Annotated in this window: 24 protein-coding genes and 1 riboswitch; of the genes, 15 read left to right on the top strand and 9 right to left on the bottom strand. The window is 72.0% G+C overall.

Annotated features, from left to right (window positions below; genetic code table 11):
• Window positions 1–322: 322 nt before the first annotated feature.
• A complete protein-coding gene (locus OG965_RS35140; RefSeq protein WP_371656103.1) occupies window positions 323–1,447 on the top strand; it encodes a hypothetical protein in 1,125 nt (374 codons plus the stop codon).
• Here OG965_RS35140 and OG965_RS35145 read toward each other — a convergent pair.
• The gene (locus tag OG965_RS35145) at window positions 1,425–2,111 is read right to left on the bottom strand and encodes an NUDIX domain-containing protein (RefSeq protein WP_371656104.1); all 687 of its coding nucleotides are present in this window, start codon (window positions 2,109–2,111) and stop codon (window positions 1,425–1,427) included. The genes OG965_RS35140 and OG965_RS35145 overlap by 23 nt on opposite strands.
• Window positions 2,108–2,896 carry a DeoR/GlpR family DNA-binding transcription regulator gene (locus OG965_RS35150; protein ID WP_371656105.1) on the bottom strand — a complete coding sequence of 263 codons (789 nt, stop codon included), beginning with the start codon at window positions 2,894–2,896 and terminating at the stop codon, window positions 2,108–2,110. Before OG965_RS35150 ends, OG965_RS35145 begins: the two co-directional genes overlap by 4 nt.
• Before the next feature lie 307 nt (window positions 2,897–3,203).
• Between OG965_RS35150 and OG965_RS35155 the strand changes: the two genes are divergently transcribed.
• The 3 genes from OG965_RS35155 (at window position 3,204) to OG965_RS35165 (ending at window position 6,144) form a co-directional block, all read left to right on the top strand.
• Window positions 3,204–4,151: an AraC family transcriptional regulator gene (locus OG965_RS35155; RefSeq protein WP_371656106.1), complete on the top strand. Its 948-nt coding sequence runs from the start codon at window positions 3,204–3,206 to the stop codon at window positions 4,149–4,151.
• Between the two features lie 50 nt (window positions 4,152–4,201).
• Window positions 4,202–5,062, top strand: coding sequence for a carbohydrate-binding protein (locus OG965_RS35160; protein ID WP_371656107.1), 861 nt, complete (start codon window positions 4,202–4,204; stop codon window positions 5,060–5,062).
• Between the two features lie 68 nt (window positions 5,063–5,130).
• Window positions 5,131–6,144 (top strand): hypothetical protein, encoded by a 1,014-nt coding sequence (locus OG965_RS35165; RefSeq protein WP_371656108.1) that lies wholly within the window; start codon window positions 5,131–5,133, stop codon window positions 6,142–6,144.
• A 9-nt stretch (window positions 6,145–6,153) separates the two neighbouring features.
• Here the strand turns inward: OG965_RS35165 and OG965_RS35170 are convergent, their stop codons facing one another.
• Window positions 6,154–8,238 (bottom strand): beta-galactosidase trimerization domain-containing protein, encoded by a 2,085-nt coding sequence (locus OG965_RS35170; protein ID WP_371656109.1) that lies wholly within the window; start codon window positions 8,236–8,238, stop codon window positions 6,154–6,156.
• 295 nt (window positions 8,239–8,533) lie between these two features.
• Between OG965_RS35170 and OG965_RS35175 the strand changes: the two genes are divergently transcribed.
• The 5 genes from OG965_RS35175 (at window position 8,534) to OG965_RS35195 (ending at window position 13,084) form a co-directional block, all read left to right on the top strand.
• The gene (locus tag OG965_RS35175) at window positions 8,534–9,436 is read left to right on the top strand and encodes an aldo/keto reductase (protein WP_371656110.1); all 903 of its coding nucleotides are present in this window, start codon (window positions 8,534–8,536) and stop codon (window positions 9,434–9,436) included.
• A gap of 341 nt (window positions 9,437–9,777) precedes the next feature.
• Window positions 9,778–9,962, top strand: a riboswitch (cyclic di-AMP (ydaO/yuaA leader).
• A 4-nt stretch (window positions 9,963–9,966) separates the two neighbouring features.
• The gene (locus OG965_RS35180; RefSeq protein WP_371656111.1) at window positions 9,967–10,803 is read left to right on the top strand and encodes a transglycosylase SLT domain-containing protein; all 837 of its coding nucleotides are present in this window, start codon (window positions 9,967–9,969) and stop codon (window positions 10,801–10,803) included.
• Window positions 10,804–10,935: 132 nt separating this feature from the next.
• Window positions 10,936–11,529, top strand: coding sequence for a TetR/AcrR family transcriptional regulator (locus OG965_RS35185; protein WP_371656112.1), 594 nt, complete (start codon window positions 10,936–10,938; stop codon window positions 11,527–11,529).
• Complete coding sequence (locus OG965_RS35190) at window positions 11,523–12,257, top strand: DUF2993 domain-containing protein (RefSeq protein ID WP_371656113.1); 735 nt, start codon at window positions 11,523–11,525, stop codon at window positions 12,255–12,257. Before OG965_RS35185 ends, OG965_RS35190 begins: the two co-directional genes overlap by 7 nt.
• A 143-nt stretch (window positions 12,258–12,400) precedes the next feature.
• On the top strand, window positions 12,401–13,084 hold the full coding sequence (locus OG965_RS35195; protein WP_371656114.1) for an epimerase: 684 nt from the start codon (window positions 12,401–12,403) through the stop codon (window positions 13,082–13,084).
• Window positions 13,085–13,091: 7 nt separating this feature from the next.
• Here OG965_RS35195 and OG965_RS35200 read toward each other — a convergent pair whose 3' ends face one another.
• Complete coding sequence (locus OG965_RS35200; protein WP_371656115.1) at window positions 13,092–13,763, bottom strand: beta-glucanase; 672 nt, start codon at window positions 13,761–13,763, stop codon at window positions 13,092–13,094.
• Between the two features lie 410 nt (window positions 13,764–14,173).
• On the opposite strand from OG965_RS35200, the gene OG965_RS35205 reads away from it, so the two are divergent.
• Both OG965_RS35205 and OG965_RS35210 read left to right on the top strand, forming a co-directional pair.
• Window positions 14,174–14,377: a cold-shock protein gene (locus OG965_RS35205; protein WP_356349206.1), complete on the top strand. Its 204-nt coding sequence runs from the start codon at window positions 14,174–14,176 to the stop codon at window positions 14,375–14,377.
• Window positions 14,378–14,728: 351 nt separating this feature from the next.
• Window positions 14,729–16,252 (top strand): DEAD/DEAH box helicase, encoded by a 1,524-nt coding sequence (locus OG965_RS35210; protein WP_371656116.1) that lies wholly within the window; start codon window positions 14,729–14,731, stop codon window positions 16,250–16,252.
• Window positions 16,253–16,288: 36 nt separating this feature from the next.
• On the opposite strand, the gene OG965_RS35215 is transcribed toward OG965_RS35210, so the two are convergent.
• The 4 genes from OG965_RS35215 to OG965_RS35230 form a co-directional block, all read right to left on the bottom strand.
• Window positions 16,289–16,699 (bottom strand): GntR family transcriptional regulator, encoded by a 411-nt coding sequence (locus OG965_RS35215; protein ID WP_371656117.1) that lies wholly within the window; start codon window positions 16,697–16,699, stop codon window positions 16,289–16,291.
• 132 nt (window positions 16,700–16,831) lie between these two features.
• Window positions 16,832–17,818, bottom strand: a complete 987-nt coding sequence (locus tag OG965_RS35220) for an ABC transporter permease (protein WP_371656118.1) — start codon at window positions 17,816–17,818, stop codon at window positions 16,832–16,834.
• Window positions 17,815–18,759, bottom strand: coding sequence for an ABC transporter ATP-binding protein (locus OG965_RS35225; protein WP_371656119.1), 945 nt, complete (start codon window positions 18,757–18,759; stop codon window positions 17,815–17,817). Before OG965_RS35225 ends, OG965_RS35220 begins: the two co-directional genes overlap by 4 nt.
• A gap of 97 nt (window positions 18,760–18,856) precedes the next feature.
• Complete coding sequence (locus OG965_RS35230) at window positions 18,857–19,903, bottom strand: nitronate monooxygenase (protein WP_371656120.1); 1,047 nt, start codon at window positions 19,901–19,903, stop codon at window positions 18,857–18,859.
• A 228-nt stretch (window positions 19,904–20,131) separates the two neighbouring features.
• Between OG965_RS35230 and OG965_RS35235 the strand changes: the two genes are divergently transcribed.
• The 3 genes from OG965_RS35235 (at window position 20,132) to OG965_RS35245 (ending at window position 23,234) form a co-directional block, all read left to right on the top strand.
• Complete coding sequence (locus tag OG965_RS35235; RefSeq protein ID WP_371656121.1) at window positions 20,132–21,436, top strand: helix-turn-helix domain-containing protein; 1,305 nt, start codon at window positions 20,132–20,134, stop codon at window positions 21,434–21,436.
• A 120-nt stretch (window positions 21,437–21,556) separates the two neighbouring features.
• Window positions 21,557–22,471, top strand: coding sequence for a hypothetical protein (locus OG965_RS35240; protein ID WP_371656122.1), 915 nt, complete (start codon window positions 21,557–21,559; stop codon window positions 22,469–22,471).
• Between the two features lie 100 nt (window positions 22,472–22,571).
• Window positions 22,572–23,234: a DUF4232 domain-containing protein gene (locus OG965_RS35245; protein ID WP_371656123.1), complete on the top strand. Its 663-nt coding sequence runs from the start codon at window positions 22,572–22,574 to the stop codon at window positions 23,232–23,234.
• 18 nt (window positions 23,235–23,252) lie between these two features.
• Here OG965_RS35245 and OG965_RS35250 read toward each other — a convergent pair whose 3' ends face one another.
• Window positions 23,253–24,371 carry a sulfite oxidase gene (locus OG965_RS35250; RefSeq protein WP_371656124.1) on the bottom strand — a complete coding sequence of 373 codons (1,119 nt, stop codon included), beginning with the start codon at window positions 24,369–24,371 and terminating at the stop codon, window positions 23,253–23,255.
• 234 nt (window positions 24,372–24,605) lie between these two features.
• On the opposite strand from OG965_RS35250, the gene OG965_RS35255 reads away from it, so the two are divergent.
• Complete coding sequence (locus OG965_RS35255; RefSeq protein ID WP_371656125.1) at window positions 24,606–25,988, top strand: FAD-binding oxidoreductase; 1,383 nt, start codon at window positions 24,606–24,608, stop codon at window positions 25,986–25,988.
• The last annotated feature ends 16 nt before the right edge of the window (window positions 25,989–26,004 follow it).

Below are 26,004 nucleotides of genomic sequence, written 5' to 3' on the forward strand. Positions count from 1 at the left end.
ACGCCTCGACGGCCAGAAACTGAACAGTTTTGTTGGAAGTTTTTGTTGGATTGTGGTGGAGGGTGAGGGATCCGTGGGTGGCGGCCCGGTGGCCGCTCGTCCGCTTGTCCGGAATGCGCCCGTGGAGCGGTGCGGTCCGCGCCGCTGCGGTGACAGGCAGGGGATGCGGTGCCAGAGTGTCCGCCACGGAACTGCGCGGGACTCGGACCCCGTCCCTGCGTCCTGGCGCGCGCCCACGGCGGCGCCGGACCCCTTCGAGCACATCTCGCCTCGGCATGCCCCGCCCGCATCGCGCCGGGACGTGGGCCGGAGAGGGAACACGATGGGTTCATGGCAGTGGAACGACCAGCAGAAACCCACCGCCGCGGTCGGTGTACGGGCCACCGCGGGCGCCGTCACCATGAAGGACGACCCGCAGGCGGCCCAGCGGCCGTACGTCTTCGTCCGCGGCTACGACTCGCGGCTGCACGTCAACTGGTGGGACGGCAAGGCCTGGCACTGGAGCGACCAGGGCACACCGGCCGGGCGCACCGTCATCGAGAAGGTCGGCGCCGTCACGGTCAAGGACAGCGCGAACGCGGTCCAGCGGCCGTACGCCTTCGTGATCGGTGACGACTCGAAGCTGTATGTGAACTGGTGGGACGGCAGCAAGTGGAACTGGAGCGACCAGGGCGCGCCCGGCGGGCGCCGCGTCCGCGAGGGCGTCGGGGTCGTCAGCGTCCAGGACAACCCGAGCGCGCCGCAGCGGCCGTACGTCTTCGTCCTCACCGACGACTTCCGCCTCTGGGTCAACTGGTGGGACGGCAAGGCGTGGAACTGGAGCGACCAGGGCACCCCGCCGAGCCGCACCATCTCGCGCCCCCTCGGCGTCACCACCATGCGCGACAACCCGAACGCCTTCACCCGGCCGTACGCCTTCGTCATCACCGACGACTCCCGCGTCTGGGTCAACTGGTGGGACGGGAGCAAGTGGAACTGGCACGACCAGGGCGCGCCCAGCGGGCAACCGGTGAAGAAGGGCGCGGGCGTCATCACCTGCCAGGACACCCCGCAGGCGGTCGAGCGGCCCTACGCCTTCGTCCAGGGCTACGACTCGAAGCTGTATGTGAACTGGTGGGACGGCAGCAAGTGGAACTGGAGCGACCAGGGCGCACCCGGCGGGCGGCTCATCCTCGACTCCGTCGGCGTGGTCACGATGAGGGACAACCCCACCGCGTTCACCCGCCCGTACGCCTTCGTGATCGGTGACGACTCGAAGCTGTACGTGAACTGGTGGGACGGCAGCAAGTGGAACTGGGCCGCGCAGGGCACGCCGCCCGGGCGCGTCATCGAGCGCCCCGGCGAGGCCCTCACGGTTCAGGACAATGCGAGCGCGACCGAGCGCCCGTATGCCTTCGTCCTCACCGACGACTCCGACGTGTGGGTCAACTGGTGGTCACTGCCGTAGGCGGTACGCGGACGGCGAACGGGCCGTCCAGGGCGGCCCATTGGAGCAGCATGACGGTCTTGGCGTCGGCGATCTCCCCGCTGCGGACCCTGTCCAGGGCCTCGGTGAAGGGGAGTTCCACGACGGCGATGTCCTCGCCTTCGGCCGCGACCCCGCCTCCTTCACCGGTGGCGGTGGCCGGGCCGTAGGGGGCCGCGAAGAAGTGCAGCCGCTCGGTGACCGAGCCGGGGCTCATATAGACCGCGAACACCGGCTCGGGCACACCGACGGTGTGGCCCGTCTCCTCGGCCGCTTCCCGCCGGATGGCCTCCTCGGGGCTGTCCCCGTCGAGCAGCCCGGCGGCGGTCTCGACGAGCATGCCGTCGGGGTGGCCGTTGACGTACGCGGGCAACCGGAACTGGCGCGTCAGCAGCACGGTCCGGCGGTCGGCGTCGTACAGGAGGATCGTCGCGCCGTCGCCCCGGTCGTACGTCTCGCGCTGCTCGCGGCTCCAATGGCCGTCGCTGTGGCGGTAGTCGAAGGTGGTTTTGCGCAGGACGTACCAGTCGCAGGAGAGCACCTCGACGTCGGTGATCCGCACCTGCGGGTTGCCGGTCAGGTCGCGTCCGTGCCGGTCCAGGCCGGTGCGGCCGCGGCGGTCTGGGGTGTCGATGCCGGCGGTCATCGGGCGAGGACCGTCTCGACGCCCGCGTCCCGCAGCGCCTTCAGTGTCGCCGGGCCGCTGGGGTGGGTGTCGGCGTCCTCGGCCGCGGCGTCGGTGACGAAGCCGTGCACCGAGCCGAGCGGGGCGACCTGGCCGAACGCGCGGACGCCGAGCTTGGTCGCGTCGGCCACCCCGATCGTGCGGGCGGCCTGGGCGAGCCCGGCCTGCTTGACGGCCGCGTCCTCCAGGGAGAACTCCGACCAGCCGTGCTCGGCGTGGACGCCGCCGATGGACATCACGAAGCAGTCGAAGACGAGGGATTCCAGCGTGCGCAGGGCCAGGGGGCCCACCAAGGAGCGCTCGCCGGGCCGGGAGCGGCCTCCCACGACGAGGAGTTCGATCCCGGGCCGGTCCGCCAGGCACGCCGCCGCCTGGAGGCTGAGCACCGCGACCGTGAGCGGGGCCCGGGCGGCCAGGTGCTCCGCGACGTGCACGGTGGTGGTTCCGGCGTCGAGCAGCACGCGCGAGCCGGGCTCCACCAGCGCGGCCACCGCCGCACCGAGCCGGTCCTTCGTCGCGGCCTGCCAAGCCTCGCGGGCGGCGAACCCCGCACCCTCCTCACGGGGCGGCCCGGCGACCGCACCGCCGTGCACCCGCCGGAGCAGCCCCTGGCGCTCCAGCGCGTCCAGATCCCGGCGCACGGTCATCTCGGACACCCCCAGACGCTGAGAGAGTTCGGACACGGAGACCTGACCGGAGCCCTGCACGAGCCGCAAGGTCAGATCGAGACGATTGGCAACACTCATGCCCCCTTTCTAACACATAAATGTTCGATCGAACATAGAACTGGGAGAACGGAAGCCCCGTCGAGGCAGGCCCGACCGACCGGCGGCGGCGAGTCGCGGGCGCGGGCGGCCTGAACGCGCTGTTCGCCAATGGGGTGTGACCGCCACGGCCTCCGGGCCATTCGCCACCGCGTCATGCGGTGACTTCTGAAGGTGGTGTTCCGGATGTTCCGCCCCCGTGCCATCGTGATGTCCGGACCAACTGGTCTGGACCATCTCGTCGTCGTGCGGCGGTCCGTCGTGCGGCACCGCAGTCGGGAGTGGGCGGATGCGTGGGGCGACCGTGTTACCGGGGGCCGGTGGGAACGGGTGTGGGGTTGTCGGCGGGGTGCCGCCGTTGCATCGGCTTGAGGTGCCGATGCCGAACTCCCTGCCGTTCGCCATGGGCACCTTCGACAGCATCGGCGCGATGTCCCGCGCCGACTTCCCGCACCGGCACACCTTCTACGAGATCGTGCACGTCACCGGCGGCACCGGCGCCCATGTGCTCGACCTCGCACGGTTCGCGCTGCGCCCGCCGCACCTCTGCGTCATCGCGCCGGGGCAGGTCCACCAGTGGGAGTGCGCGGACGGGCCCGAGGGATGGGTGATCCTCTTCACCGACGACTTCCTGCTGGACCACCCCGACGACCGCGCCCTGCTGCGCGGACTCGGGCCCCGGCCCTGGCTGGAGCTGGGCGAGGAGGCCGACGCCTGGACGTCGTCGCTGGTGGCGGAGATGTACGAGGAGTACCGGACGGGGGCCGAGGGCTTCCACGGGGTGATTCGCGCGTTGCTGCACGTGCTCGTCGTGCGCGCCGCCCGGCTGCCCGCACGGCCCGTCAGCCGGGCCGTCGCCCGCGCGGGCGGCGTCGCGGGGGAGTTCACCGCTCTGGTCGCCCGCGCCGAGGATCTGCCGTCGTCCGTACGGGCGTGCGCGGACCGGATCGGGGTGTCCGTGGGGTATCTGACCGAGGCGGTGAAGGAGGCCACCGGCCGCACGCCCGGCGAGCTCATCCGGCAGGCCCGCACCCATGAGGCCAAACGGCTGCTGCTGCACACCGAGTTGACCGTCCGTCAGGTCGCCGGTCGGGTCGGGTTCGCCGATCCCGCCTACTTCTGCCGCTTCTTCCGTCGGGAGACCGGCACCAGCCCCGGTGACTTCCGGCGCGGCGGCGGAGATTTTCACCACGACCACCGCATTGCGTCCATCGCCCGCACCGGACCGTCCGCCTAGCGTCGTAGCCGTCCCCCCACCTCCCCCGAGGATCCCCCCGAGGAGCAGACATGGATGGCGAGAACGACGCGAGGACGCGTGGCGAGAGCCGGCCGCCGGGCGCTGACGGGCAGCCGCGCCCCAGCCGCAAGACCGTGCTGCGGGCCGCGCTGGCGGCAGGAGTGGCCGTGCCCGTGTCCCTGGTCGCGGTGCCCGCCCTGGCCCGCGGCTCCGTCGGCAGCGGCACCACCCCCGAGCTCACCCCGTCGTGCGACGACGGCGACCACCCCACCCCGGCGCAGACCGAGGGCCCGTACTTCAAACCGAACTCCCCCGAACGCACCTCACTCCTCGAACCCGGCACCCCCGGCACCCGGCTCACCGTCACCGGGTACGTCTTCGGCCGGGCCTGTCTGCCGGTGGCCGGCGTGCTGCTCGACTTCTGGCAGGCGGACACCAACGGCGCTTACGACAACACCGGTTTCCGCCTCCGGGGACACCAATACACCGACATGCGCGGGGCGTTCACGCTGACCACCGTCGTGCCGGGGCTCTATCCGGGCCGCACTCGCCATCTCCACGTGAAGGCCCAGGCCCCCGGGCGGCCGGTGCTCACCACGCAGCTCTACTTCCCCGGCGAGCCGCGCAACAACACCGACTCGCTGTTCGACGCCCGGCTGCTCATGACCGTACGGGACGCGGGCGGCGCGAAGGAGGCGGCGTTCGACTTCGTGCTCGACGTGGCCCAGTCACCCACGCCCACCGCCACGCCCACTGGTCCGCCGCCCGGAACCACCTGGGCCGTCGGCACCGCCTACGGCTCGGGCGACCGCGTCGGCTACGGCGGCCGCACCTACCTCTGCCTCCAGGCCCACACGGCCCAGCCGGGCTGGGAGCCGCCGAACGTGCCCGCGCTGTGGAGGTCCCTCTGACCCGCTCGGGCACGCTCTGGCGCAAACCTCCGTTGAACAGGGGTAGTCGGCGCCCCTAGGGTCACCGTGTGCGCAGACGTCTGATCGCCGCCGCACTCCTCGCCGGCGCGGTGTCGGCGGCGTGCGGGACGGACAAGGAGCCACCGGGGCCGCCCGAACCCTCCGCCCGCCGGACCGTACGAGGAGACGGTGCCGAGCTGCTCCACCGCGCGGGCGGCCGGGCCAGTGCGCAGAACCCGGCGTACTCGCCCGACGGGAAGTCACTCCTGTTCACCGTCTTCCACGGCGGTTACAACGACGGCGACGCGTCGCTGCGGGTGCTTCCGCTGGACGGCGGCCCCGCACCCTGGCCCCGGACGCTGCTGGCGGACGAGGGGCAGGCCGCGGTGAACCTGCCGGGGTCGAGCTGGCGCGCCTCGGCGGGGGTGGCCTTCGCGTCGGACCGGGCGGGCAGGGACGAGATCTGGGTGCTGAAGCCGGGCGGGCAGCCCGTCCGGGTCACCGCGCACACTGGCGGCTCCGGGTACATCGAACCGAGCTTCTCGCCGCGCGGCGACTGGATCGTCTTCGAGGAGAGCGAGGAGAGCGAGGAGAGCAGAGAGGGAGCCGACGCCCTCGGCTCCCTCTGGAAGGTCCGGCCCGACGGCTCCGGGCTCGTACGCCTCCTCGACGGCCCCGCCACCCGTACCGACAACCGCCAGCCCAACTGGTCCCCGCACGGCGACCGGCTTGTCTTCCAGCGCCGGGCCAGGGGCGGTGACAGCTGGGCGCTGTATGTCATGAACGCCGACGGCACCGGGGTGCGCAGGCTCACCAAGGGCGCCGGGGAGCACACCGACGCGAGCTGGTCGCCCGACGGCGCGCATGTGGTGTTCTCCTCCACCGCCGGCGGGCTCGACCTGCCGAAGATCTTCGTGATCCCGGCCGGCGGCGGCCGTCCCGTACGGGTGACCGGCGAGCGGGACACCTATGACGGCGCCCCCAGCTGGTCGCCCGACGGGCGGTGGATCGCCTTCGAGTCGCACACCGGGGACGAGGACCGGCCGACCTCCCTGTGGCGGGTCCCCGCACCCCGGCGATGAGCGGCGGGATCAGCCCATGGTGACGGCCAGCAGCGCGTACTGGGACACCGCCAGCTCGACGGCCGCCGTGGCGCCGTTCACGGTCCAGGTGACCGGGCGCGGCGCGGGCGAGGCGGCGTCCGGCGAGCTGACCGTGGCGGCCAGCACCTGCTGACCCGCCGGGACGGCCAGCGTGACCGTGCAGGTGGTGGGTGTGGTCCTGAAGGCGGCCGGTGTGTCACCGAAGCCCGTGAAGTTGACCAGCTGGACGAGGGTGTCGTTGCCGAGGTGGCTCAGTTCCAGGTGGATGCGGCGGTCACCCGTGAGCGTCACGGCGGGCGGTGCGGCCGTACGTACCGCTTCGAGGAGTCTGTCGGCGCTCGGCTGGTCCGTGGAGGAGAGGTATTTCAGACCGAGCAGGTCCTTGAAGTACCAGCAGGTGCCCGCGCCGAACGCCTGGCGCCTGCTCACCGGCAGCGGGTCGCCCTTGCGGAAGCCCAGCACGTCCGCCAGCGCGTACTCGCTCCTGGCCGTGCCGAGCTGGTCGAGCCCGGTGGGCACGGGGCCGGTGATCACCACCGTGCCGCCGCCCTCGACATAGGCGCGCAACACGTTCGCCTCCGCGTCCGAGACGGCCTGGAGGTCGGGCAGGAGCAGGACGCGGTACGGGGCCAGGTCGGCGGCCTCGATCCCGGGACTGGGCACGGTGTCGAACGGGATGTGGGCGTACACCAGCGACTTGACCGTGCCCCGGAACTCGCCCAGCCACTCGTGCTTGGCGCAGCTCTCCTGGGGCTCGTCGAAGCTCCACCAGTCCTTGACACCCGTGGGCGGCTTGGTGGTGACGTACATCCCGCTGCCCTCGGTGGGGCTGACGAAGTCGCGGGAGGACGAGGAGTGGTAGACCCCGACCGCCGCCCCGCCGGTGGCGGCGAACAACTGCTCCTGGTGGGCCGCCACGAACCCGTACATCCGGGTCCGCATCGCCTTGTCGGTCGTCTCGGTCTTGAACGGTGTCCTGACCTCGTACGGGTTGCAGCCCGCCGCCAGCACCTCGGCCATCACCAGTGAGGCGTCGTCGGCCTTCCAGCCGTACGAGAACGCCCAGGCGGGCTTGGTCCCGCTGGCGGCGCGCGCGTATTTGTACATCGAGATCAGACACGTCCAGTCGGTGGCCGTGGCGTGGCGCATCCCGTCGTAGTTGCCGAGGACGTCCACCTCCCACACATGGCTGACGCCGTCGGCCTTGCGCAGATACGCGCCGTCGAGACCGACCAGGGTGGAGTACTGGTAGTCCATGGTCACGGTCTCCACGAACGTGACCAGGTCGGGGTTGACGGAGCGGCCCGCGGCGGCGATGTCGAGCTGCCACTGGAGCAGGTTGCGGTGGCGCCACTCGACGTAGCGCCGGAAGGTGAGGTTCGTGAAGTCGGCCTTGACGGGCATGCTGAGGCCGGTGTCCGCCTTGAACGCGGCGGTCGCCCAGGTCGAGGTGTCGCACCAGCTCAGCGCACCGTCGAAGTAGATCGGCACATCCGGCCAGATCGCGTCGAGGCCGGTGGCGGCGAGCGCCTTGACGCGGGTCAGGTAGTAGTCCCGCCAGGGCGAGTTGGGGCTCAGCCAGCAGCTCTCGTCGCCCGGGTCGACCCAGACGACCAGGCTGCCGTAGAAGACGTTGGGTTTGCCGTCGAGGCCGCGCTGGACCCAGTCCTTGCCGTCGCTGTTCTTGTAGAACGACGGGCCCTTCTCGCCGCCCGCGCTGATGAGCTCCATCGACGGGTAGTACATGACCACCCGGATCCCGGCGGCGTGCGCCAGCTGCACGAAACTCCTGACCTTGCCCATGTGCTCGGTGAACTGCTGGTCGGTCAGCCAGTTCGACAAGATGGTGTCGACCTCGATGACGCTCACGTTCTGCGCCTTGAGCCCGGCGATCACCGGCTTCATGTCGAGGTTCGGGTCGGCGTCGTCGTCGAAGGTGCCGTCCGCGATGCGGGCGAAGCGGGCCCATTCGGGAAAGGAGACGCCCGCGACGGGTGTCTGGGCGGTGCCGAATGATTCGGCCCAGGCGGGGCCGGAACGCAGCCCCGGAACGGGCAGCAGATTCGCCGCCATGGCCAGCCCCCCGGCACCCAGCCCCGTCCGTAATACGCTTCTTCGGCTCAACCTCGGTCTCTCGTGCATTAAATGTTTCCCCCAGTGGTGGTCGTTCCGGCTTCGGATTACCGCTCTTTCACTGCCTCTTGTCTTTCCGGGCAATCCTCTCTGATCATTTGCCGCACCGCGTGGATTCACGGCAACGCGGCCGAGAGGGCTCAAATGCGACGGACGCTTTCCGGCCGTACTTCTCCCCGGAGGCCGTGGAGTTCGGGCGTTTTCGCGACGCGGGCGCGGATGGCAGACTGCGATCATGACTACGAAGACGATCGACGCGGCGGCCGCGGGCGCCTGGAAACTCGGTGACCTGTCGGTCAACCGCCTGGGATTCGGCGCGATGCGCCTCACCGGCAGCGCCGCGTTCGACCTCGGTACGCCCAGCGACCGCGAGCGGTCCATCGGCGTGCTGCGGCGCGCGGTCGAACTCGGCGTCAACCACATCGACACCGCGGCCTTCTACTTCTCCCGGCTCCGATCCGCCAACGAACTCATCAACCGGGCGCTGGCGCCCTACCCGGACGATCTGGTCATCGTCACCAAGGTCGGGCCGGGGCGCGACGCGTCGGGCGAGTGGCTGCCCTGGGCCACGCCGGAGCAGCTGCGCGGCCAGGTCGAGGAGAACCTGCGCCAGCTCGGCCGCGACCACCTCGATGTGGTCAACCTGCGCCTCAACGGGCCGGGTTCGCTCGCCGAGCACTTCGGCGCACTGGCCGACCTGCGCGACGCCGGGCTCATCCGCCACCTGGGCATCTCCAACATCGCCCCCGAGCACCTCGCGGAGGCCCAGGCCATCGCGCCGGTGGTCTGTGTGCAGAACCGGTACGGCCTGGACAGCCGGCGCACGGGCTCCGACGAGGTGCTGCGGCTCTGCGGCGAGCAGGGCATCGCCTTCGTCCCGTTCTTCGCCATCGCCGGGGAGGGGCGCGAGAGCGGTGCGGGGCAGGGAGGCGGCACGGACGGCGAGGCGGTCCTCGCGGTCGCCCGCGCGCACGGGGCGACGTCCGCGCAGGTCCGCCTCGCCTGGACGCTGCGGCAGGGCGAGCACGTACTGGCCATCCCGGGCACCGGCAACCCGGACCACCTGGTGGAGAACGTGGCCGCGGGCGCGCTGCGGCTCACGGACGAGGAGATGCGGCTGCTCGGGTCCCCGAGCTGAGGCCGCCGGGCCGCCCCCTCGATGTCCGAAATGAACCACAGGGGGGCAGTTTCCCTCCTATGTCGCCAATCTATTCATTGGGAATGATAGGGCGGCTTAGATTTCGTTTGGGCGCTGTCGGTGGAATTGCTTTTGTCGGGCGCGAGGAGTGAATTGGGTCACGCGGGCTCCTGGTCGGCAGGTGCCCGCGACGCGCGCATTCCGTTCCGTGCAGGGCGAGTTGGGGGTACGGGGAGGCGGGGGCCCGCATTTCCCGCCCCCGGTGGATCTTTCTCGCGGATGCCGTAATGAATTGAGGTCTTGTTTCGGCCAGTCCTATTCGTTTACGGTCACCGTCAAATCCGGATGGACCGCCGAATCCTGCCGCTGTCCGGAAACCTCCCACACACGAAATGGCAGGAGCGGGGGAACCAGGTAGGCCGCCGAATCCGGAGACGGAACGGCTCGGGGTGAAGCCGCGTGCGCCGCGGCCGGGCAGCTCTCGCCCGAACCCGACAGCTCACCTCGCAGGCGAAGGAGAGGAATTCGCCATGCCTGCAACGGGTAAGCACCGCCGCCCCAAGTCCAACACCCTGACCCGGGGCATCGCCGCCGCGGGTACGGGTGGCGCCGCGCTCATCATTCCGGTGATCGGCGCGACCAGCGCCGGTGCCGCGCCTTCGGCGGTGCCGCACACCGGCACCGCCGCGAAGTCCGCGCCCGCCGTCGCGGCCGCCGTGAAGGGCGCGGTGTCCGCCGAGCCGATCGTGGCGAAGAAGGCCGCCGCGACGACCTACTCCGTCGTCGCCGGGGACTCCCTCTCCAAGATCGCCCAGGACCTGGACGTCAGCGGCGGCTGGAAGAGGCTGTACCAGGACAACCGCCAGGCCATCGGGGGCAACCCGGCCCTGATCCACCCCGGCCTCGAACTCGCGGTGGGCAAGAAGGCCAAGGCTCCGGCGGCGTCCGCCGACCGTACGGCCGCCTCGGCCCGGGCCGACCGTTCGGCCCGTACGACCACGCCGCCCCAGAAGGCGACCGCCGCCGTGGCGAAGGCGGCGACGTACTCGAACAACCTGGACGGCTGGATCCGGCAGTCGCTGGACATCATGGCCCAGCACGGCATCCCGGGCTCCTACGACGGCATCTACCGCAACATCATGCGCGAGTCGTCGGGCAACCCGCTGGCCATCAACAACTGGGACTCCAACGCCGTGGCCGGCACGCCCTCCAAGGGCCTCCTCCAGGTCATCGACCCCACCTTCCAGGCCTTCCACGTCGCCGGCACGTCGACGGACAGCTACGACCCCGTCGCCAACATCGTCGCCGCGTGCAACTACGCGGCCAACACGTACGGCTCGATCGACAACGTGAACGGCGCGTACTGACGGCAGCCGACGGTCGACGCAAGCCTCCGGTCGACTACTGAGGAGGGGACGGCCGGGGTGGCAGACCATCTGGTCCATGATGGACCAGATGGTCTGTTACGGTGAGCCGACCAGGCTCAGGGGAGGACCGTCATGCCACGCCCGACGCGCGCCGAGCTCGACGCCGAGATCGTCGAAGCCGCCGCCGAGCTCTTCACCGCGCAGGGCTACCTCGGCACCTCGGTGCAGGAGATCGCGGACCGGGTCGGCTACTCGAAGACCGGGCTGCTGCACCGGTTCCCCTCGAAGGAGCGGCTGCTCGCGGCGACGCTGAGGGGGCCGCTGACCGAGTTCGCCGCCCTGCGCGCTACCTGGAGCGCCCTGCCGGACGGCCCCGAGCGGCACCGGCGGGCCTCGGCCGATCTGGTCGACCTGGCGCTGCGCCACCGCTCCCGGCTCGCCCTGCTCTTCAACTCCGGGCTGCCGGTGCTGCCCGGCGCGCTCGCCGGAGTGGAGGGCATGGGGGATCTGGGCGACCACCGCACCGAGACCCTCGCCGCCTTCGCGTACCCCGATGACCTGGCGGGCACGATCCGGGCGCAGCTGGCCGTGACCGGCCTGGTCAGCACCGTCGCCGCACGCCAGGACGTACCGGACGACCTGCTGCGCGCCCCGCTGCTGCGGGCCTTCCGCGCCGCGTGCGGGATCTCCGCGCACGCCGTACGCCGCGAGGGATCCGCATGCTGAGGCTGCGGGCCGGGGCGGGCCGGGCGCTTCGAGGATGGCGGAAGTACGCCGTCGCCGTGGTCGTCCTGGCCGGGCTGAGCGTGGCCGGCGACCGGGCCGCGGCCGCCTGGACGGAACACCGTACGGCCGACGCGTTCCAGAAGGCCCAGGGGCTCAAGGCCGCGCCGCACGTGGAGGTGCACGGCTTTCCCGTACTGACCCAGCTGGCCGGGGGCACGCTCGACCGCGTCGACATCGAAGCCTCCGACATCCCCGCGGGCCGCGACGGCGGCAGGCTCCCGATCACCACGCTGAACGTCGAGCTCGACCGCCTGCGCCGCTCCTCGGACGCCACCGAGGCCCACGCCGCCTCCGCCAAGGCCACCGCCTTCGTCTCCTACCAGGACCTGTCCGCCGCGCTCGGCGTCGAGATCGGCTACAGCCAGGACAGTACGAAGTCCGAGCCGCGCGTCGCCGCCACCGCGAGCCTGCCGCTGGTCGGCAAGGCCACGGCCAGCGCGCGGGTCGACGTGGCGGGCGACCACGCGCTCGCCTTCCGGTCCGTGAAGGTGGGCGACGACCTGCCGAAGGCGGTGCGGACGATCGTCACCGGCATGCTGGAGCGCGAGCTGAAGCTCGACGGCATCCCGGACGGTCTGGCGCTCAAGTCCCTCACCACGACTCCCGACGGACTCACCGCGACGCTCTCCGGCGAGGACGTCACCTTCCGCACCGACGACCGCGCCTGAGCCTCCGCCGGGCAGGTGCGACAACGGGTTTCGCGGCCGCCGACCGCCTCGACCGGGCGCCGGACGTGATACGCAGACCTCACCACTCGTCGAGGTCACGGAACTTCGCCGGCCGGTCACAGGAACAGACGGGGAGCGAGCCCATGCCCATCAAGGTGATCCTCTTCGGCGCGACCGGCATGGTCGGCCAGGGCGTGCTGCGGGAGTGCCTGCGCGACGACAGGGTCGAGAGCGTCCTCGCCGTGGGGCGCACCCCGCTCGGCGTCGAGCACCCGAAACTGCGCGAACTCGTCCATCCCGACCTGGCGGCCCTGATGAGCCTGCCCGCCACCCGGGCCCAACTCACGGGATACGACGCCTGCTTCTTCTGCCTGGGCGTCTCCTCGGCGGGCATGGACGAGGAGACCTACCGCCGCATCACCCACGACCTCACCCTCACGGCCGCCCGCGCCCTGTCCTCCTGGAACCCGGGCTCCACCTTCGTCTACGTCTCCGGCCAGGGCACCGACAGCACCGAGCAGGGCCGGATCAAGTGGGCCCGGATCAAGGGCAGGACGGAGAACGACCTGCTGGCGCTGGACCTGGACGCGTACATGTTCCGCCCCGGATACATCCAGCCCCTGCACGGAATCACCTCGAAGACCCGCCTCTACCGGGCCGCGTACGTGGTCACGAAGCCGCTCTACCCCGTCCTGAGGCGCCTGGCCCCGAACCACGTCACCACGACGGAGCAACTGGGCCGAGCGATGGTCGCGGTCGCGACGGAGGGCGCCCGCGTGCATGTCCTGGAAACCGAGGACATCAACGGGACGGCGTCCCGCCTTTGACGGGACGTCAGTGCCCGCCGCGGTACACCCGCAGCGCGGGGACCTCGAACGACATCTCCGACACCTCCGGGTCGGGTGCCGGGTGGAAGCGGCCCGCGCTGACCGAGAGGTTGACGATGAGGTGGGCGTGCCAGCGGCGGTCCACTCCGCGGTGGTCGGCGAAGACGTGGGTGCCGTTCACCCACCAGGTGACCGAGCGGGCGCCGAACTCGACCCGCAGGTCGAGGAGGCCGCCGGGGGTGACGGACGGGTCGCGGTAGGAGTGGTGGGCGCCCCGGACGTGGTTGGTCAGTTCCAGGAGGCCGGGGTTGTCGGGGTGGTACTCGAACACGTCGACCTCCTGACCGCCGTCCCGCCAGGTCCAGATCGCCGGCCAGGATCCGGTGGCGTGCGGCAGCCGGACCCGGGCCTCCAGGACGTCGCCCGCGCGCACCATGAAGTCCTCGTCGCTGCCCTCGGTGGTCAGCAGGCCCGTGCTCCACGTGCCCTCGGGGCGGCGCCTCGCCCAGAACGTGCCGGTGCGGCTGTACGCGGCGTCGGGGACCAGGTGGTCGAGCTTGTCGTCGCCGGGATTGACCGGACCGCCGTCCGGATACGCCCAGGAGCGGCCCGCGACCCACTGCGCGGGGGAGGTGAAGTCGGCCGTGAGGACGGGGAGCCGCGGGGCCTCGGTGAGCACGGACACACCCTGGCACAGGTGCGGGGCCCACCGTCGGCGCCTCACCCGGCCCCTCGCCGCCTCCTCCGCGTCACCGCGCCGCTTCTCCCCGTACCCCGAAAGTAAGCTTTACGTACGCAAATATCTGTGGCGGCAGGTTCGGGGCGGGTTGAGTGATTTTTCCTTGGGGGATCGGGGATTCCCGGGGGTGCGGCTGGGAAGGTCGGCATTTGCTGTACGGGACGGCCACACCGTGCTACGGTTGATCCAGTTGCAGTTGTGGTTCCCAAAGACTTCAAGTGCCTGGGCGGGTATCTTCCGTCGGGCACTTTTGTATTTCCGGTGCGGTTATCCGGACGGGGCAATCATCACGGCGACGCCGGGGTTCACACAGTGTGAATCCCAGGGCAATGCCCCGAAGGAGATATGACATGGCTACTGGCACCGTGAAGTGGTTCAACTCGGAAAAGGGCTTCGGCTTCATCGAGCAGGAGGGTGGCGGCCCGGACGTGTTCGCCCACTACTCGAACATCGCCACCCAGGGCTTCCGTGAGCTTCAGGAAGGCCAGAAGGTGACCTTCGACGTCACGCAGGGCCAGAAGGGCCCCCAGGCGGAGAACATCGTCCCCGCCTGACGTCGCTGAAGCGCAAGTATGACGCAGCTGGGGCCCGCACCTTGTGTACGGGCCCCAGCTCGTTGCTGTCTCCGGGCATGCGCCCCTCGCGGGGTGCGTGCCCGCCGCGCCGTGGACGGCACTCCAAGGCGTGCATGACACCGGGTACCGCCGCCGCGCGCACCACCGCCCCACCGGGATCATCCCCTCGGGCCGGCGCCCGGCAGGTATTCCGAGGCCCGGCAACGGCCCGCAGCGTCGCGGCCGACCCGGGCTCGTCTTCGTCTTTTCTTTCGGCTCGTTCTTGCGATTCCCCGGCAGTCATTTCCGCCGCGAATTCCTCGATACGTGCCATATCGAGGAAGGTTCTGTATGAACCGATCAGCTCGCACGAATGACCGCTCGTTCGGCGCCCGCAAGAGCTCCGGCTCCGGCGGCGCCCGCTACCGCGCGCAGGCCCAGGCCCAGGCGCAGGGCCGCTCCGGCGGCCGCACCCGGCGCCCCTCCGCCCTGCAGGGCGAGTTCGCGCTCCCCACCACGCTCACCCCGGCACTGCCCGCCGCCGAGGCCTTCGCCGATCTGGACATGCCCGCCCCCCTGCTCGCGGCCCTCGCCGCCGAGGGCGTGACGGTGCCGTTCCCGATCCAGGCGGCCACCCTGCCGAACTCCCTCGCCGGCCGTGACGTACTGGGCCGGGGCCGCACCGGCTCGGGCAAGACCCTCGCCTTCGGCCTCGCACTCCTGGCCCGTACGGCGGGCAAGCGCGCCGACTCCAAGCAGCCGCTGGCCCTGATCCTGGTCCCCACCCGCGAGCTGGCCCAGCAGGTCACCGACGCGCTCACCCCGTACGCCCGGTCGCTGAGGCTGCGCCTCGCCACCGTCGTCGGCGGGATGTCGATCGGACGGCAGGCCGGGGCGCTGCGCTCGGGCGCCGAGGTCGTCGTGGCGACGCCCGGCCGCCTCAAGGACCTCGTCGAGCGCCGCGACTGCCGCCTCGACCGGGTGGACATCACCGTCCTGGACGAGGCCGACCAGATGGCCGACATGGGCTTCATGCCGCAGGTCACCGAGCTGCTCGACCTGGTGCGCCCGGGCGGGCAGCGGATGCTGTTCTCGGCCACCCTGGACCGCAACGTGGACCTGTTGGTGCGCCAGTACCTGACCGACCCGGTGGTCCACTCCGTCGACCCGTCGGCGGCCGCGGTCACCACGATGGAACACCACCTGCTGCACGTGCACGGCGCCGACAAGTACGCCACCGCCACGGAGATCGCCGCCCGCGAGGGCCGGGTGATCATGTTCCTGGACACCAAGCACGCCGTCGACCAGTTCACCAAGCACCTGATGAGCAGTGGTGTACGTGCGGCCGCGCTGCACGGCGGCAAGTCGCAGCCGCAGCGCACGCGCACCCTGGCCCAGTTCAAGGACGGGCACGTCACCACGCTGGTGGCGACCAACGTCGCGGCGCGGGGCATCCACGTCGACGACCTCGACCTGGTCGTCAACGTCGATCCGCCCGCCGACCACAAGGACTACCTGCACCGCGGCGGCCGCACCGCCCGTGCCGGTGAGTCCGGCAGCGTCGTCACGCTGGTGACGCCCAACCAGCGCCGCGATATGACCCGGCTGATGGCGGATGCGGGCATCCGGCCGCAGATCACCCAGGTCCGCTCCGGCGAGGCCGAGCTGAACCGCATCACCGGCGCGCAGACCCCGTCGGGCGTCCCGATCGGCAACGCGCCGGCGGCCGAGCGCCCCAAGCGCGGCGGGGCCCCGTTCCGGGGCATCGGCACCACGCCGGGCCGGCCCGGCCGCTCCGGCGGCAGCCGCCGGACCACCGAGGCCCAGCAGCTCGCCGAGGCGCGCAAGGCGGCACGCGTACGCCGCTCGGCATAAAACGGTGCGCCGCCCGGCCTCGGGGCCGGGCGGCGCTCAGTGTGCGGGGGTGTGCGTCGGCGTCGCCGCCGGGAAGGTTTCGGTGAGCAGGGCGTCGAACAGCGTCGTGACGTCGTGTTCGCTCAGGCCCTCCGCCCGCGCCTCGCGCAGCCACTCGCCGAGCCGGGTGCGCAGCGGTGACTCCGGAGCGGTCTGCGGGGTGGCCAGCGAGCGGGTGATGAACGTCCCCGCACCCTGGCGCACTTCGACCAGCCCGGAGCGCTCCAGCTCCCGGTAGGCCTTGAGGGTGGTGTTGGGGTTGACCTTCGTGGTGGCGGCCACCTGGGCCGCCGTCGGCAGTTTGTCGCCCTCGGCCAGCGCCCCCATGCGCAGTGCCTGCTCCACCTGGTGGACGATCTGGAGGTAGGCGGGCATGCCGTTGCGGCGGTCCACACGGAACGCGACCATCGCACCTGCCTCCTTCGCGTCGTGGGTGTCTGGTGGGTGTGAGCCCCGGGCTTCAACACCCGGGTGCTCCACCCTTCGTACGGTGGCGTACAGCCTATGCCCGGTGGTTTCTCGCTCCGGGCCGGACAGGCCCTAGAACGCCTGGCGGCGGGTCCGCCACACGGCCAGCGCGAGCAGGGCCGCGGTCGCCACGGCCAGCAGAGCGGCCGCGGTCCACTGCAGGGTGGCCATCTGGTCGTAACCGAAGTAGTCCCACACCGAGTTGACGATGCCCTTCCGGGCGCGGCAGGCGTCGGTGTCGGCGTCGCTGACGCAGGTGCTCCACCCGTAGAGCTTGCCGGAGGCGGTGCCGATCCACTGGTCCACCTGGACCGAGCCGTTGAGCACCGCCGGGTGGTCGCCGTCCAAGGGGAACGCGACCCGGCGGGGTGTGGCGAGGTGCGGCTTGAGGTAGTCGAAGACCACCGTGAAGGCGAACGCGCCGAAGAAGGTGAGCGTCATCGCGGTCACCGCACGGCGCACCAGCGCGCCGATGACGACGCCGAGCGAGGTGATGAACAGCGCCTGGGTGAGCAGTACGGGGCCCGTGGTGTCGAAGATCGACGCTTCGGTCCAGTCGGTGGAGACGAACGGCCGGGCGGCGTGCCAGTACCAGGTCAGCAGCGTGCCGAGGATCGCGGTGGTCACCGCGACGAGCACCACGGCGAAGCCGAGCTTCCACAGCAGCCAGCGCGTCCGGGGCACCGACTGGGTGGTGACCAGCCGCGCAGTGCCGTTCTCCTGGTCCGAGGAGAGGAGCGGGGCGCCGAGGAAGATGCCGAAGAGCAGCGGGAGATACCCCACGTACCTCGCGATGTCGGTGAACTTCTTCTCCAGCCGCAGGCGCAGGGCGCCGTCGATCTCCTCGCCGGAGGTGGCGGGCCAGCCGGCGGCGTGTGCGTCGTCCAGCAGGACTCCGCGCTGGTAGATGATCCAGGCCGAGCCGAGGACGATGGCCGCCGCGCTGGCGAAGAGGACGGCCCGGTGCTGGCGTGTCACGAGCCAGAGCAGTCCGCGCACCCTCCGGGGCTTGGTGCGGACCGGCTCGTCGGCGACGGCGGGGCGGGTGAGCGTGCTCATACGGCGTACTCCTCTTGGTGGCCGGGAGCGGCGGCCGGGGAAAGCAGCGCGGGCGCCTCGGGGTTGCGGAGGTAGGCGAGCAGCACTTCTTCCATGCTGGGCTCGGCGAGCTGCCAGTCGCCGGTCAGCGGGCCCTCGGTGCGCACCATCGCGGTGAACTGCCGTCCAGCGGTGCGGGATTCGATGACCGTGTGGGTGCTCAGCTCGGCGGGCAGGCCCTGGTCCGTGGCGACCCCGGTGACCAGGGTGTGCATCGGCACCAGCTCGTCGGTCTCACCGGCCATCCGGACCCGGCCGTCGGCGAGGACAAGGAGGTAGTCGCACATGTGCTCAAGCTCGCTGAGCATATGGGAGGACATCAGGACCGTGGTGCCGCGCTCGACGGCCTCGGACATTAGCAGCGAGCTCAGCTCGTCGCGGGCGACCGGGTCGAGATCGGCCATCGGCTCGTCCAGGAGCAGCAGATCGGGCCGCTTGCCGAAGGCGAGCGCGAAGGCCACGCGGGTGCGCTGGCCGCCGGAGAGGCTGCCGATCCGGGCGTCCATCGGGATCCGCCCGGCGCGCACGATGCGCTCGGCCGCCGCCTGGTCCCAGCCCGGGTTGAGCTCCTGGCCCAGGCGCAGCGACTCGGCCACGGTGAACCGCTTGAACAGCGGCTTGTCCTGGGCGAGATACGCGTACCGGGGCAGGGCGGCGGGTGAGTCGGCCGGGGTGCCGAAGATCCGCAGCTCCCCGGCGCTCGGCTCGACGAGCCGGGTCGCCAGGTTCAGCAGGGTGCTCTTTCCGGCGCCGTTGGGTCCCACGAGGCCGCAGATGCGCCCGGCCGGAATCCGGAAGGTGCAGTCCCGCAGGGCCCAGCCCCGACGGTATTTCCTTCCCAGCCCACGTGCTTCCAGGGCCCACCGGGTGTCGGCCGCGCCAGGAGCGGTCATATCGCGCATGCGCCTCCCCCCTTTCCATGATTCCACTAGTTGACTAGTGGAATCATGGTGTCCGCGACGAGGACCTGTCAAACGCGTGCGGACAGCGGGGGCCGGATCACCCGGCGGCCGCCCGGGTCGCCTCCCACAGCTCGCGGGTGAGGGCGGCCGCCGGTATGGCCCGGGCGAGGCGGAAGCGGCTGCCCGCCCACAGATGGAGCCGGTCCGCGTCCCCGGCCTTGGCCGCGGCGGCGCGCAGCCCCTTGGTGAGGTGGTGCACCTGCGGATACGCGCTGGGGGCGCTCGCCTCGTGCGCGTCGATGAACCGGTTGCGCAGGCCCCGCGCGGGCCGTCCGGAGAACGCGCGGGTGACCACGGTCTGGTCGAAGCGCGGGTCGACGAGGGCGTCCTGGTGCGTCCGCGAGGCCCCCGACTCGTGGGTGCGCAGATATACGGTGCCGAGCTGCGCGGCGACGGCTCCGGCCGCCAGCACGGCGGCGATGTCCTCCCCGGTGCCGAGGCCGCCCGCCGCGACCAGGGGGATGCGCACACGTTCGCGGACGGCCGCCAGCAGGTCGGGCAGCGGCAGGTCCGACGGCTCGGCCCGGGCGTCGTGGGTGGCCCGGTGGCCGCCCGCGTCAGGGCCCTGGAGGCAGAGCGCGTCCACCCCGCGGGCCTCGGCCGCCTCGGCCTCGGCGACGGTGGTGGCGGTCCCGATCAGCCGGCTGCCCGCCCGGTGCAGCGTCTCGACGACGGACGCGTCGGGCAGCCCGAAGGTGAAGGACACCACCGGTACGGGCTCGCGCACCAGGACGTCGAGCTTCTCGTCCCACCCGTCGTCGTCGCCCTCGTCGGTGGGCACCGGCAGGGTGATGCCGTACTCGGCGGCGTCGGCGAGGAGCTCCGCACGGTAGGCGGCCACCGCCTCGGCGCTCGACGGGGCCGGGGGACCCGGCACGAAGAGGTTGACCCCGAACGGGCCGCCCGTCAGCTCCCGGGTCCGGACGAGCTGCTCCCGCATGCCCTGTGCGGTGCGGTACCCGGCGGCCAGGAAGCCGAGTCCGCCCACTTCGCTCACCGCGGCGGCCAGTTCGGGGGTGGAGGCGCCGCCCGCCATCGGCGCCTGGACGAGCGGAACGGAGAGTCGGTCGGGCTGGAACGGCATGGTCGTCCTCCAGGGTGAGGGTTTTCTGCGTCGTCGCTCCGATCATGCCCGGCCCCGGTTTTCGCCGGGCAGGGCGGGCGCCGCCGTTCGCTTTCTTCGCGGCAGCGCCCGCCAAGGGGCGGCGGGGCGTGGCTGATTGATCCATATCGGCGGTGGTGGCGCGCGGCGTACGATCCGGCCGCCCGGCGGTCGAATCCGGCCCCGGGCCACGAGGCCGATGGGGGAGTCATGACGAGCATCGAGAGTGACAGACCGGGACCGGACGGCGGTGGTCTGCCGGATCCGGGGGTGCTGGGCACGGTGGGGGAGTTCGTGAGGGCGCTGCGGGCGCTCAAGGCGGTGGAGAGCCTGTCCCTGCGCGAGTTGCAGCGGCGCACCGGGCTGCCGCGGACGACCATCGCCCATGCGCTGAACGACGAGCGCCCGTCGCTGCCGCCGTGGGACCGGGTGCAGGCGCTGCTGCGGGCGTTCGGCGTACGGGGAGACGCGCTGGCGAGGTGGAAGGACGCGTGGACGCGCATCCGGCTCGATTCGGCCAGAAACGCGGGCGGGGGCGGGGAACCGGAACCGGAGGCTGGAGAGCGGCCCGCCGAGCCCCCGGAAGGAGAGGTTCGGCAAGCAGGGGCGGCCGCGACCGAGGCGGCCGCCGTACCCCGCGCGCGGTTGCGTCCCGGGCGCCGTGCGCTGATGCACGGCAGCCTGCTGGGAGTCGGCGCCCTGCTCGGGGCCGTGGCCGTGTTCGGGCTTGTCGGCTCGGCGGGGGGTTCGCCCGGAGGTTCGCCGGGCGGGGGCAACCCCGTGGAGGCCGAGACCTGTCCGCCCGCGGCCGCGTCGCAGAGCGCCGCCCCCGGCCTGCCCACCTCGGCCGACCCCCGTCTGCCCGCCGCCGGTGGTTCCGCGGCGCGGCGGGTGCAGGCGCGCCCCGCCTGGGTGGGCCGTCCCGCGTCCGATGCGCAGATCCTCTCCGACACGGACGTCGACCTTCCGGTGACGTCCCCGGTGACCGGCGGGGACGCGCTGATCGTCAGCGTCATGCTGACCAGCACCTGCCCCGGCCCCGTCACGGTGACCGACACCCAGGGGGACCGGTTCCGCGTCGCGGGCGAGGTCACCGACACCCGCAGGCACCGCACCCTGCTCCTGGCGGGCTTCCACGTGCACGCGCTCACCACCGCCGACTCGATCCGGGTGGTGCACCCGGGCGCCAGCAAGTACCACATCGCGGTCGACGAGTTCCGGGGCGTCAGCGCGGTCGTGGCGCGGGCGGAAGCCCACGGCGAGGCCGGTGGCACCGCCTTCACCACCAGCCACAGCAAGGTGGAGTGCGCGGCCGGTGACCTGGTGGTGGCCGCCGTGGGCACCAACAGCGGTACCGCGCCCGTCTACTCGGCCGAGTGGAGCGCGCTGCCCGTGCTGAGGCTCTCGTCCTACCGTCTGTCCGGCGCCTACCGCGTCGCCCCGGCGAACCCGTCGTGCGCGGCGACCGGTACCACGACGGCCCAGTGGGGCGCGGTGGTGGCGGCCTTCCGCTGACGCGGGGGAGACCGGCGCCCGCCCTGGCGGATTCGCGCCCTTCCCCGCCGCCCGCGCGCCACGTTACGTATGACTTCGCGCACGACGGCGGCGCGCACGAGGCGGGGAAGGGCGACAGCCATGACCGAGGCACAGCCGAAGGGCCAAGTCCCCCCAGGGGGCGATGTGTTGCGTACGGCCCACTCCGGCACCCAGGGGATGACACGCTTCGACGACGCCTACGACCAACCGGACCCGCGCGCCTACTTCCGCGCGCTGCGCCCCTGGGGATACCGGACACCCCACCACGCCCAGCGCGTGTTCCGGCGCCTGCTCGCCGCACGTACGGCCGCCGGGCGCGAGCAGGGCCCGGCGACCGTGCTCGACCTCTGCTGCTCGTACGGCATCAACGCCGCCCTCCTCCACCACGATCTGACCCTGGAGGACTTGTACGAGCACTACGCCTCGGCGAACGCCGCCGCACTCACCACCGCCGAGCTGAAGGAGCGCGACCGCTCCTTCTACGCGGCCCGCCGCCGCCCCGACGCGGTGCGCGTCATCGGGCTCGACATGGCCGGGCGCGCCGTCTCCTACGCGCGGGCGGTCGGGTTGCTCGACGAGGGCTTCGCCGAGAACCTGGAGGCGGCGCCGCCGAGCCGGGCGCTGCTCCGGGCCGTACGGCACACGCGTCTGATCACCGTCACCGGCGGAGCCAGCTTCCTCTCCGCCCGTACCTTCACACCGCTCCTCGCGAGCATCGAGGGCCCCGTGTGGGTGGCGGCGTTCGTGCTGCGCACCGGCTCCTACCGGGCCATCGCGCACAGCCTGACCGCCCACGGCCTGGTCACCGAGAAGCTGGCCGCTCCCACCTTCCCGCAACGCCGCTTCACCGGCGAACAGGAGCGGCGCTACGCCGTGGACGCGGTGACCTTGGCCGGTGAGGACCCCCGGGGCAAGGAGAGTGACGGCTGCTTCCACACCGCGCTGTATCTGTCGCGTCCCGCCGGCGAGGTGGCGGATGTGCCGCTTTCGGCGGTGTTGGACGGTGGTTTGTAACCGTCGTGCCACACCCGCCCGTACGTGTGAACCATTGCGGCCGCCGCGGTGTGTTGTACGGCGAGTGCCGGGGTGTACCGGCCATATCCTCGGGGGAATCATGGACTACTCACACATGCGTCGGGCGATGACGGTGGCGGCGACGGCCGTGGTGGCCGGTGTGCTGGTGGTCGGCTGTGAGCCGGGCGGCGGCAAGGGGCCCGACACGGGGGCCGCGTCCCCCGTCATCCCGAGCGCGAAGGCCACACCGCACACCACCGCACCCACCGCGAAGACCCCCACGGTCCCGGCAGGCACCGCCAAGCCCAAGCACGCGGCCCCCAAGTGCGGGATCAGCGACCTGAAGGTCACCCCGGCCCACCAGGCGGCCAACCGCCCGCAGGGTACGGGCACGGGCGCGGCGGTCGTCGGGTTCGCCAACACCTCCGCGCACCCCTGCACGGTGAAGGGGTTCGTCACGGTGGGCGGCGCGGGCAACGGCTCACCGGACCACAACGTCCCCCTGGCCGCCACCCACACCGGCACCGCCTCCACGGTCACGCTCGCCCCGGGCGCCCACGCCTGGACGAAGCTCACCTTCGTCCAGGTCCAGGGCGAGGCCGACGGGATCTGCGCGTCCGGTGCCGAGCCGTCCTCGTACCCGACGCTCGTCCTCGGGGTGCCGGGTGCCGGGCGTCATCAGACCGCGCTGGACGACGGTGTGTTCGCCGAGTGCGACAACACCGTGAAGGTCACCGCGCTCTCGGCCACGAAGCCCTCCTGAGCGCCCCCGCCTTCCGGCTCAGCCGTCCTGCGGGCAGAGCACACTGACCCGCTGGACCAGGTTGTTGGCGAAGCCGCCGCGGTTCCAGGGCTGGGTGAGCGGCTGGGTGGCGCCTGTGGCGTCGGTGGCGCGGGCGCTCAGGACGTGGCTGCCGGGGGTGGCCGTCCAGGGCGCCCGCCAGCGGCGCCAGGCCCAGTCGTGGCCGTCCGCCGGGGCGAGTTCGGCCTCGTACCAGCTGTGCCCGTCGTCCGTGCTCACCTCGACGCGGGTGACGGGCGCCCGCCCCGACCAGGCTCGGCCCTCCAGCAGGATCCGGCCCGGGCGTACGACCCGTGTGCGGGACATGAAGTCCGGGAAGCCGGGCGGGACCATCAGCGCGCGCGGGGCGATCCGGGTGACCGGATCGCCGGGATCGCCGGCGGACTGCCGGTAGCGGTAGGCCACTTGCTGCTGGAAGCCGGTGAAGGGGGTCGCGGTGAGCGTGATGGCGCGCAGCCACTTCACATGCGCCATGCCGTACCACCCCGGGACCACGAGCCGCAGCGGGTGGCCGTGCTGGGGTGGCAGCGGGGCGCCGTTCATCTCGTACGCCACCAGCACCTCGGGATCCCGGCCGACCGCGTCCGCCAGCGGCAGACTGCGCTGGTAGTCCTGCTCCACCCCGCGCTCGACGCCGTGGTCCGCGCCGGTGAAGACCGCCTCGACGGCGTCCGGCTCCACCCCCGACCCGGCGAGCAGTGTGCGCAGCGGCACTCCGGTCCACTCGGCGGTCCCCACCCCCTCGACCAGCCACGGCTGGCTGACGGGACGCGGGGCGAGCCGAGCCCGGCCGTTGCCCGCGCACTCCATCGTCACCCGGTGGGTGACCGCCGGGAAGGCGCGCAGCGCCGCCAGGTCCAGGGTGAGCGCGGTGCGCACCCGGCCGCCTACGGTGAGCTCCCAGTCGTCCGCGTCGGCGTACGGGATGTCGTAGTGGACCAGTACGTAGTGCAGTCCGGGCGGGGTGACGTCGTAGCGCAGGGCCTCCAGGGGCAGCCCGTGGTTGCGGGCCGCCAGGGCGAGCTCCTCGGGGCTGATGCCCTCCGCCGGGCCGGCGAGACGCCCCGGCGTACTGATGTCACCGATACGGCCGTCCATGCCCCCATCGTGCGCCCGCGGCCGGGCCCGGTCATCTCCGGGGCCGGGATCGGCCGGGGATTGCGAGTCTCCGCTCGCGGCGAGACGCTTGAGGTGTCAGCCCTGTGGCGCCCGTTCACGGCCGAGACCGGTGGGGACGCCGGGGCACCGGCGTGCACGAACCCACCGGCGGCCCAGCAGGGGAAGGGCCGGGCGGGTCCACGGACCGGACCGTGCCGCTGCTAGGAGATCGCCATGGACGGTACGACGCTGGAGGCGATGCGGACCGTACTGCGCGGTCCGGTCATCGGCCCGCAGGACCCGGAGTACACCGAAGCCCGCACGATCTACAACGCGATGATCGACCGGCGGCCCGCCGCGGTCGTCCGGTGCGCGGACGCGGGCGACGTCATCGACGCGGTCGACTTCGTCCGCGACCACGGCCTCGAACTCGCCGTCCGCGGCGGCGGGCACAGCGGCCCCGGCCTGTGCCTGGTGGACGACGGCGTCACCCTCGACCTGTCGCCCATGCGCTGGGTACGCGTCGACCCCTCGGCGGAGATCGCCCAGGTCGGCGGTGGCTCCCGGATAGGCGACCTGGACCACGCCGCCCACGCGTTCGGCCTGGCCACCCCGGCCGGCATCATGTCGACGACCGGCGTCGGCGGGCTGACCCTCGGCGGCGGCCACGGCCATCTGACCCGCAAGTACGGCCTGACCATCGACAACCTGCTGGCCGCCGACGTGGTGCTCGCGGACGGCAGCTTCGTCACCACCAACGAGCGCAACCACCCGGACCTGTTCTGGGCGCTGCGCGGCGGCGGCGGGAACTTCGGCGTCGTCACCGCCTTCACCTTCTCGTTGCACCCGGTGCACACCGTGGTGCTCGGCGTAACCGTCTGGACGCTGGACCGCATCGGTGACGTGCTGCGGTGGTACCGCGAGTTCCTGCCGCAGGCGCCCGAGGACCTGAACGGGTTCTTCGCGGTGCTCGTCGTCCCGCCGGGGCCGCCGTTCCCGGAGGAGATCCACGGGCAGAAGATGTGCGGTGTGGTGTGGTGCTGGACCGGCGACCCGGACGAGGCCGAGAAGGTCTTCGAGCCGGTCGGCGAACCCGGCCCGCCCGCCTTCCACTTCACCGCGCCCATGCCGTACCCGATGGTGCAGAGCATGTTCGACGAGCTGATCCCCAAGGGCCTGCAGTGGTACTGGCGCGGCGCGTTCTTCGACCGCATCACCGACGGGGCCATCGACGTCCACGCCAAGTACGCCGAGGGCATCCCCACCGACCTCTCCACCATGCACCTGTACCCGGTCGACGGCGCCGCCCACCGGGTCAAGCCGGGCGACACGGCCTGGGGCTACCGGGACGCCGTCTGGTCCGGGGTCATCGGCGGCATCGACCCCGACCCGGCCAACGCCGAGACCGTCAGACAGTGGTGCGTGGACTACTCGGAGGAGCTGAACCCGCACTCCATGGGCGGCAGTTACGTGAACTTCATCGGCGCCGGCGAGGGCCAGGAGCGGGTCAGGGCCACCTACCGCGACCAGTACGACCGACTGGCCGCGGTCAAGCGCGCCTACGACCCGCACAACCTCTTCCACGCCAACCAGAACATCGAACCCGCCCACGGCTAGGGCCTGTCCGGCGGCC

The organism is Streptomyces sp. NBC_00224, assembly GCF_041435195.1.
Lineage (GTDB): Bacteria > Actinomycetota > Actinomycetes > Streptomycetales > Streptomycetaceae > Streptomyces.

Excerpts from the sequence above, each read along its gene's own strand:
- OG965_RS35145 (WP_371656104.1), bottom strand. The coding sequence starts at position 2,111 with ATGACCGCCGGCATCGACACCCCAGACCGCCGCGGCCGCACCGGCCTG.
- OG965_RS35185 (WP_371656112.1), top strand. The coding sequence starts at position 10,936 with ATGCCACGCCCGACGCGCGCCGAGCTCGACGCCGAGATCGTCGAAGCC.
- OG965_RS35180 (WP_371656111.1), top strand. The coding sequence starts at position 9,967 with ATGCCTGCAACGGGTAAGCACCGCCGCCCCAAGTCCAACACCCTGACC.
- OG965_RS35230 (WP_371656120.1), bottom strand. The coding sequence starts at position 19,903 with ATGCCGTTCCAGCCCGACCGACTCTCCGTTCCGCTCGTCCAGGCGCCG.
- OG965_RS35175 (WP_371656110.1), top strand. The coding sequence starts at position 8,534 with ATGACTACGAAGACGATCGACGCGGCGGCCGCGGGCGCCTGGAAACTC.
- OG965_RS35255 (WP_371656125.1), top strand. The coding sequence starts at position 24,606 with ATGGACGGTACGACGCTGGAGGCGATGCGGACCGTACTGCGCGGTCCG.
- OG965_RS35220 (WP_371656118.1), bottom strand. The coding sequence starts at position 17,818 with ATGAGCACGCTCACCCGCCCCGCCGTCGCCGACGAGCCGGTCCGCACC.
- OG965_RS35240 (WP_371656122.1), top strand. The coding sequence starts at position 21,557 with ATGACCGAGGCACAGCCGAAGGGCCAAGTCCCCCCAGGGGGCGATGTG.
- OG965_RS35210 (WP_371656116.1), top strand. The coding sequence starts at position 14,729 with ATGAACCGATCAGCTCGCACGAATGACCGCTCGTTCGGCGCCCGCAAG.
- OG965_RS35225 (WP_371656119.1), bottom strand. The coding sequence starts at position 18,759 with ATGCGCGATATGACCGCTCCTGGCGCGGCCGACACCCGGTGGGCCCTG.
- OG965_RS35235 (WP_371656121.1), top strand. The coding sequence starts at position 20,132 with ATGACGAGCATCGAGAGTGACAGACCGGGACCGGACGGCGGTGGTCTG.
- OG965_RS35245 (WP_371656123.1), top strand. The coding sequence starts at position 22,572 with ATGGACTACTCACACATGCGTCGGGCGATGACGGTGGCGGCGACGGCC.
- OG965_RS35160 (WP_371656107.1), top strand. The coding sequence starts at position 4,202 with ATGGATGGCGAGAACGACGCGAGGACGCGTGGCGAGAGCCGGCCGCCG.
- OG965_RS35170 (WP_371656109.1), bottom strand. The coding sequence starts at position 8,238 with ATGGCGGCGAATCTGCTGCCCGTTCCGGGGCTGCGTTCCGGCCCCGCC.
- OG965_RS35190 (WP_371656113.1), top strand. The coding sequence starts at position 11,523 with ATGCTGAGGCTGCGGGCCGGGGCGGGCCGGGCGCTTCGAGGATGGCGG.
- OG965_RS35195 (WP_371656114.1), top strand. The coding sequence starts at position 12,401 with ATGCCCATCAAGGTGATCCTCTTCGGCGCGACCGGCATGGTCGGCCAG.
- OG965_RS35205 (WP_356349206.1), top strand. The coding sequence starts at position 14,174 with ATGGCTACTGGCACCGTGAAGTGGTTCAACTCGGAAAAGGGCTTCGGC.
- OG965_RS35140 (WP_371656103.1), top strand. The coding sequence starts at position 323 with ATGGGTTCATGGCAGTGGAACGACCAGCAGAAACCCACCGCCGCGGTC.
- OG965_RS35155 (WP_371656106.1), top strand. The coding sequence starts at position 3,204 with ATGCGTGGGGCGACCGTGTTACCGGGGGCCGGTGGGAACGGGTGTGGG.
- OG965_RS35250 (WP_371656124.1), bottom strand. The coding sequence starts at position 24,371 with ATGGACGGCCGTATCGGTGACATCAGTACGCCGGGGCGTCTCGCCGGC.
- OG965_RS35150 (WP_371656105.1), bottom strand. The coding sequence starts at position 2,896 with ATGAGTGTTGCCAATCGTCTCGATCTGACCTTGCGGCTCGTGCAGGGC.
- OG965_RS35215 (WP_371656117.1), bottom strand. The coding sequence starts at position 16,699 with ATGGTCGCGTTCCGTGTGGACCGCCGCAACGGCATGCCCGCCTACCTC.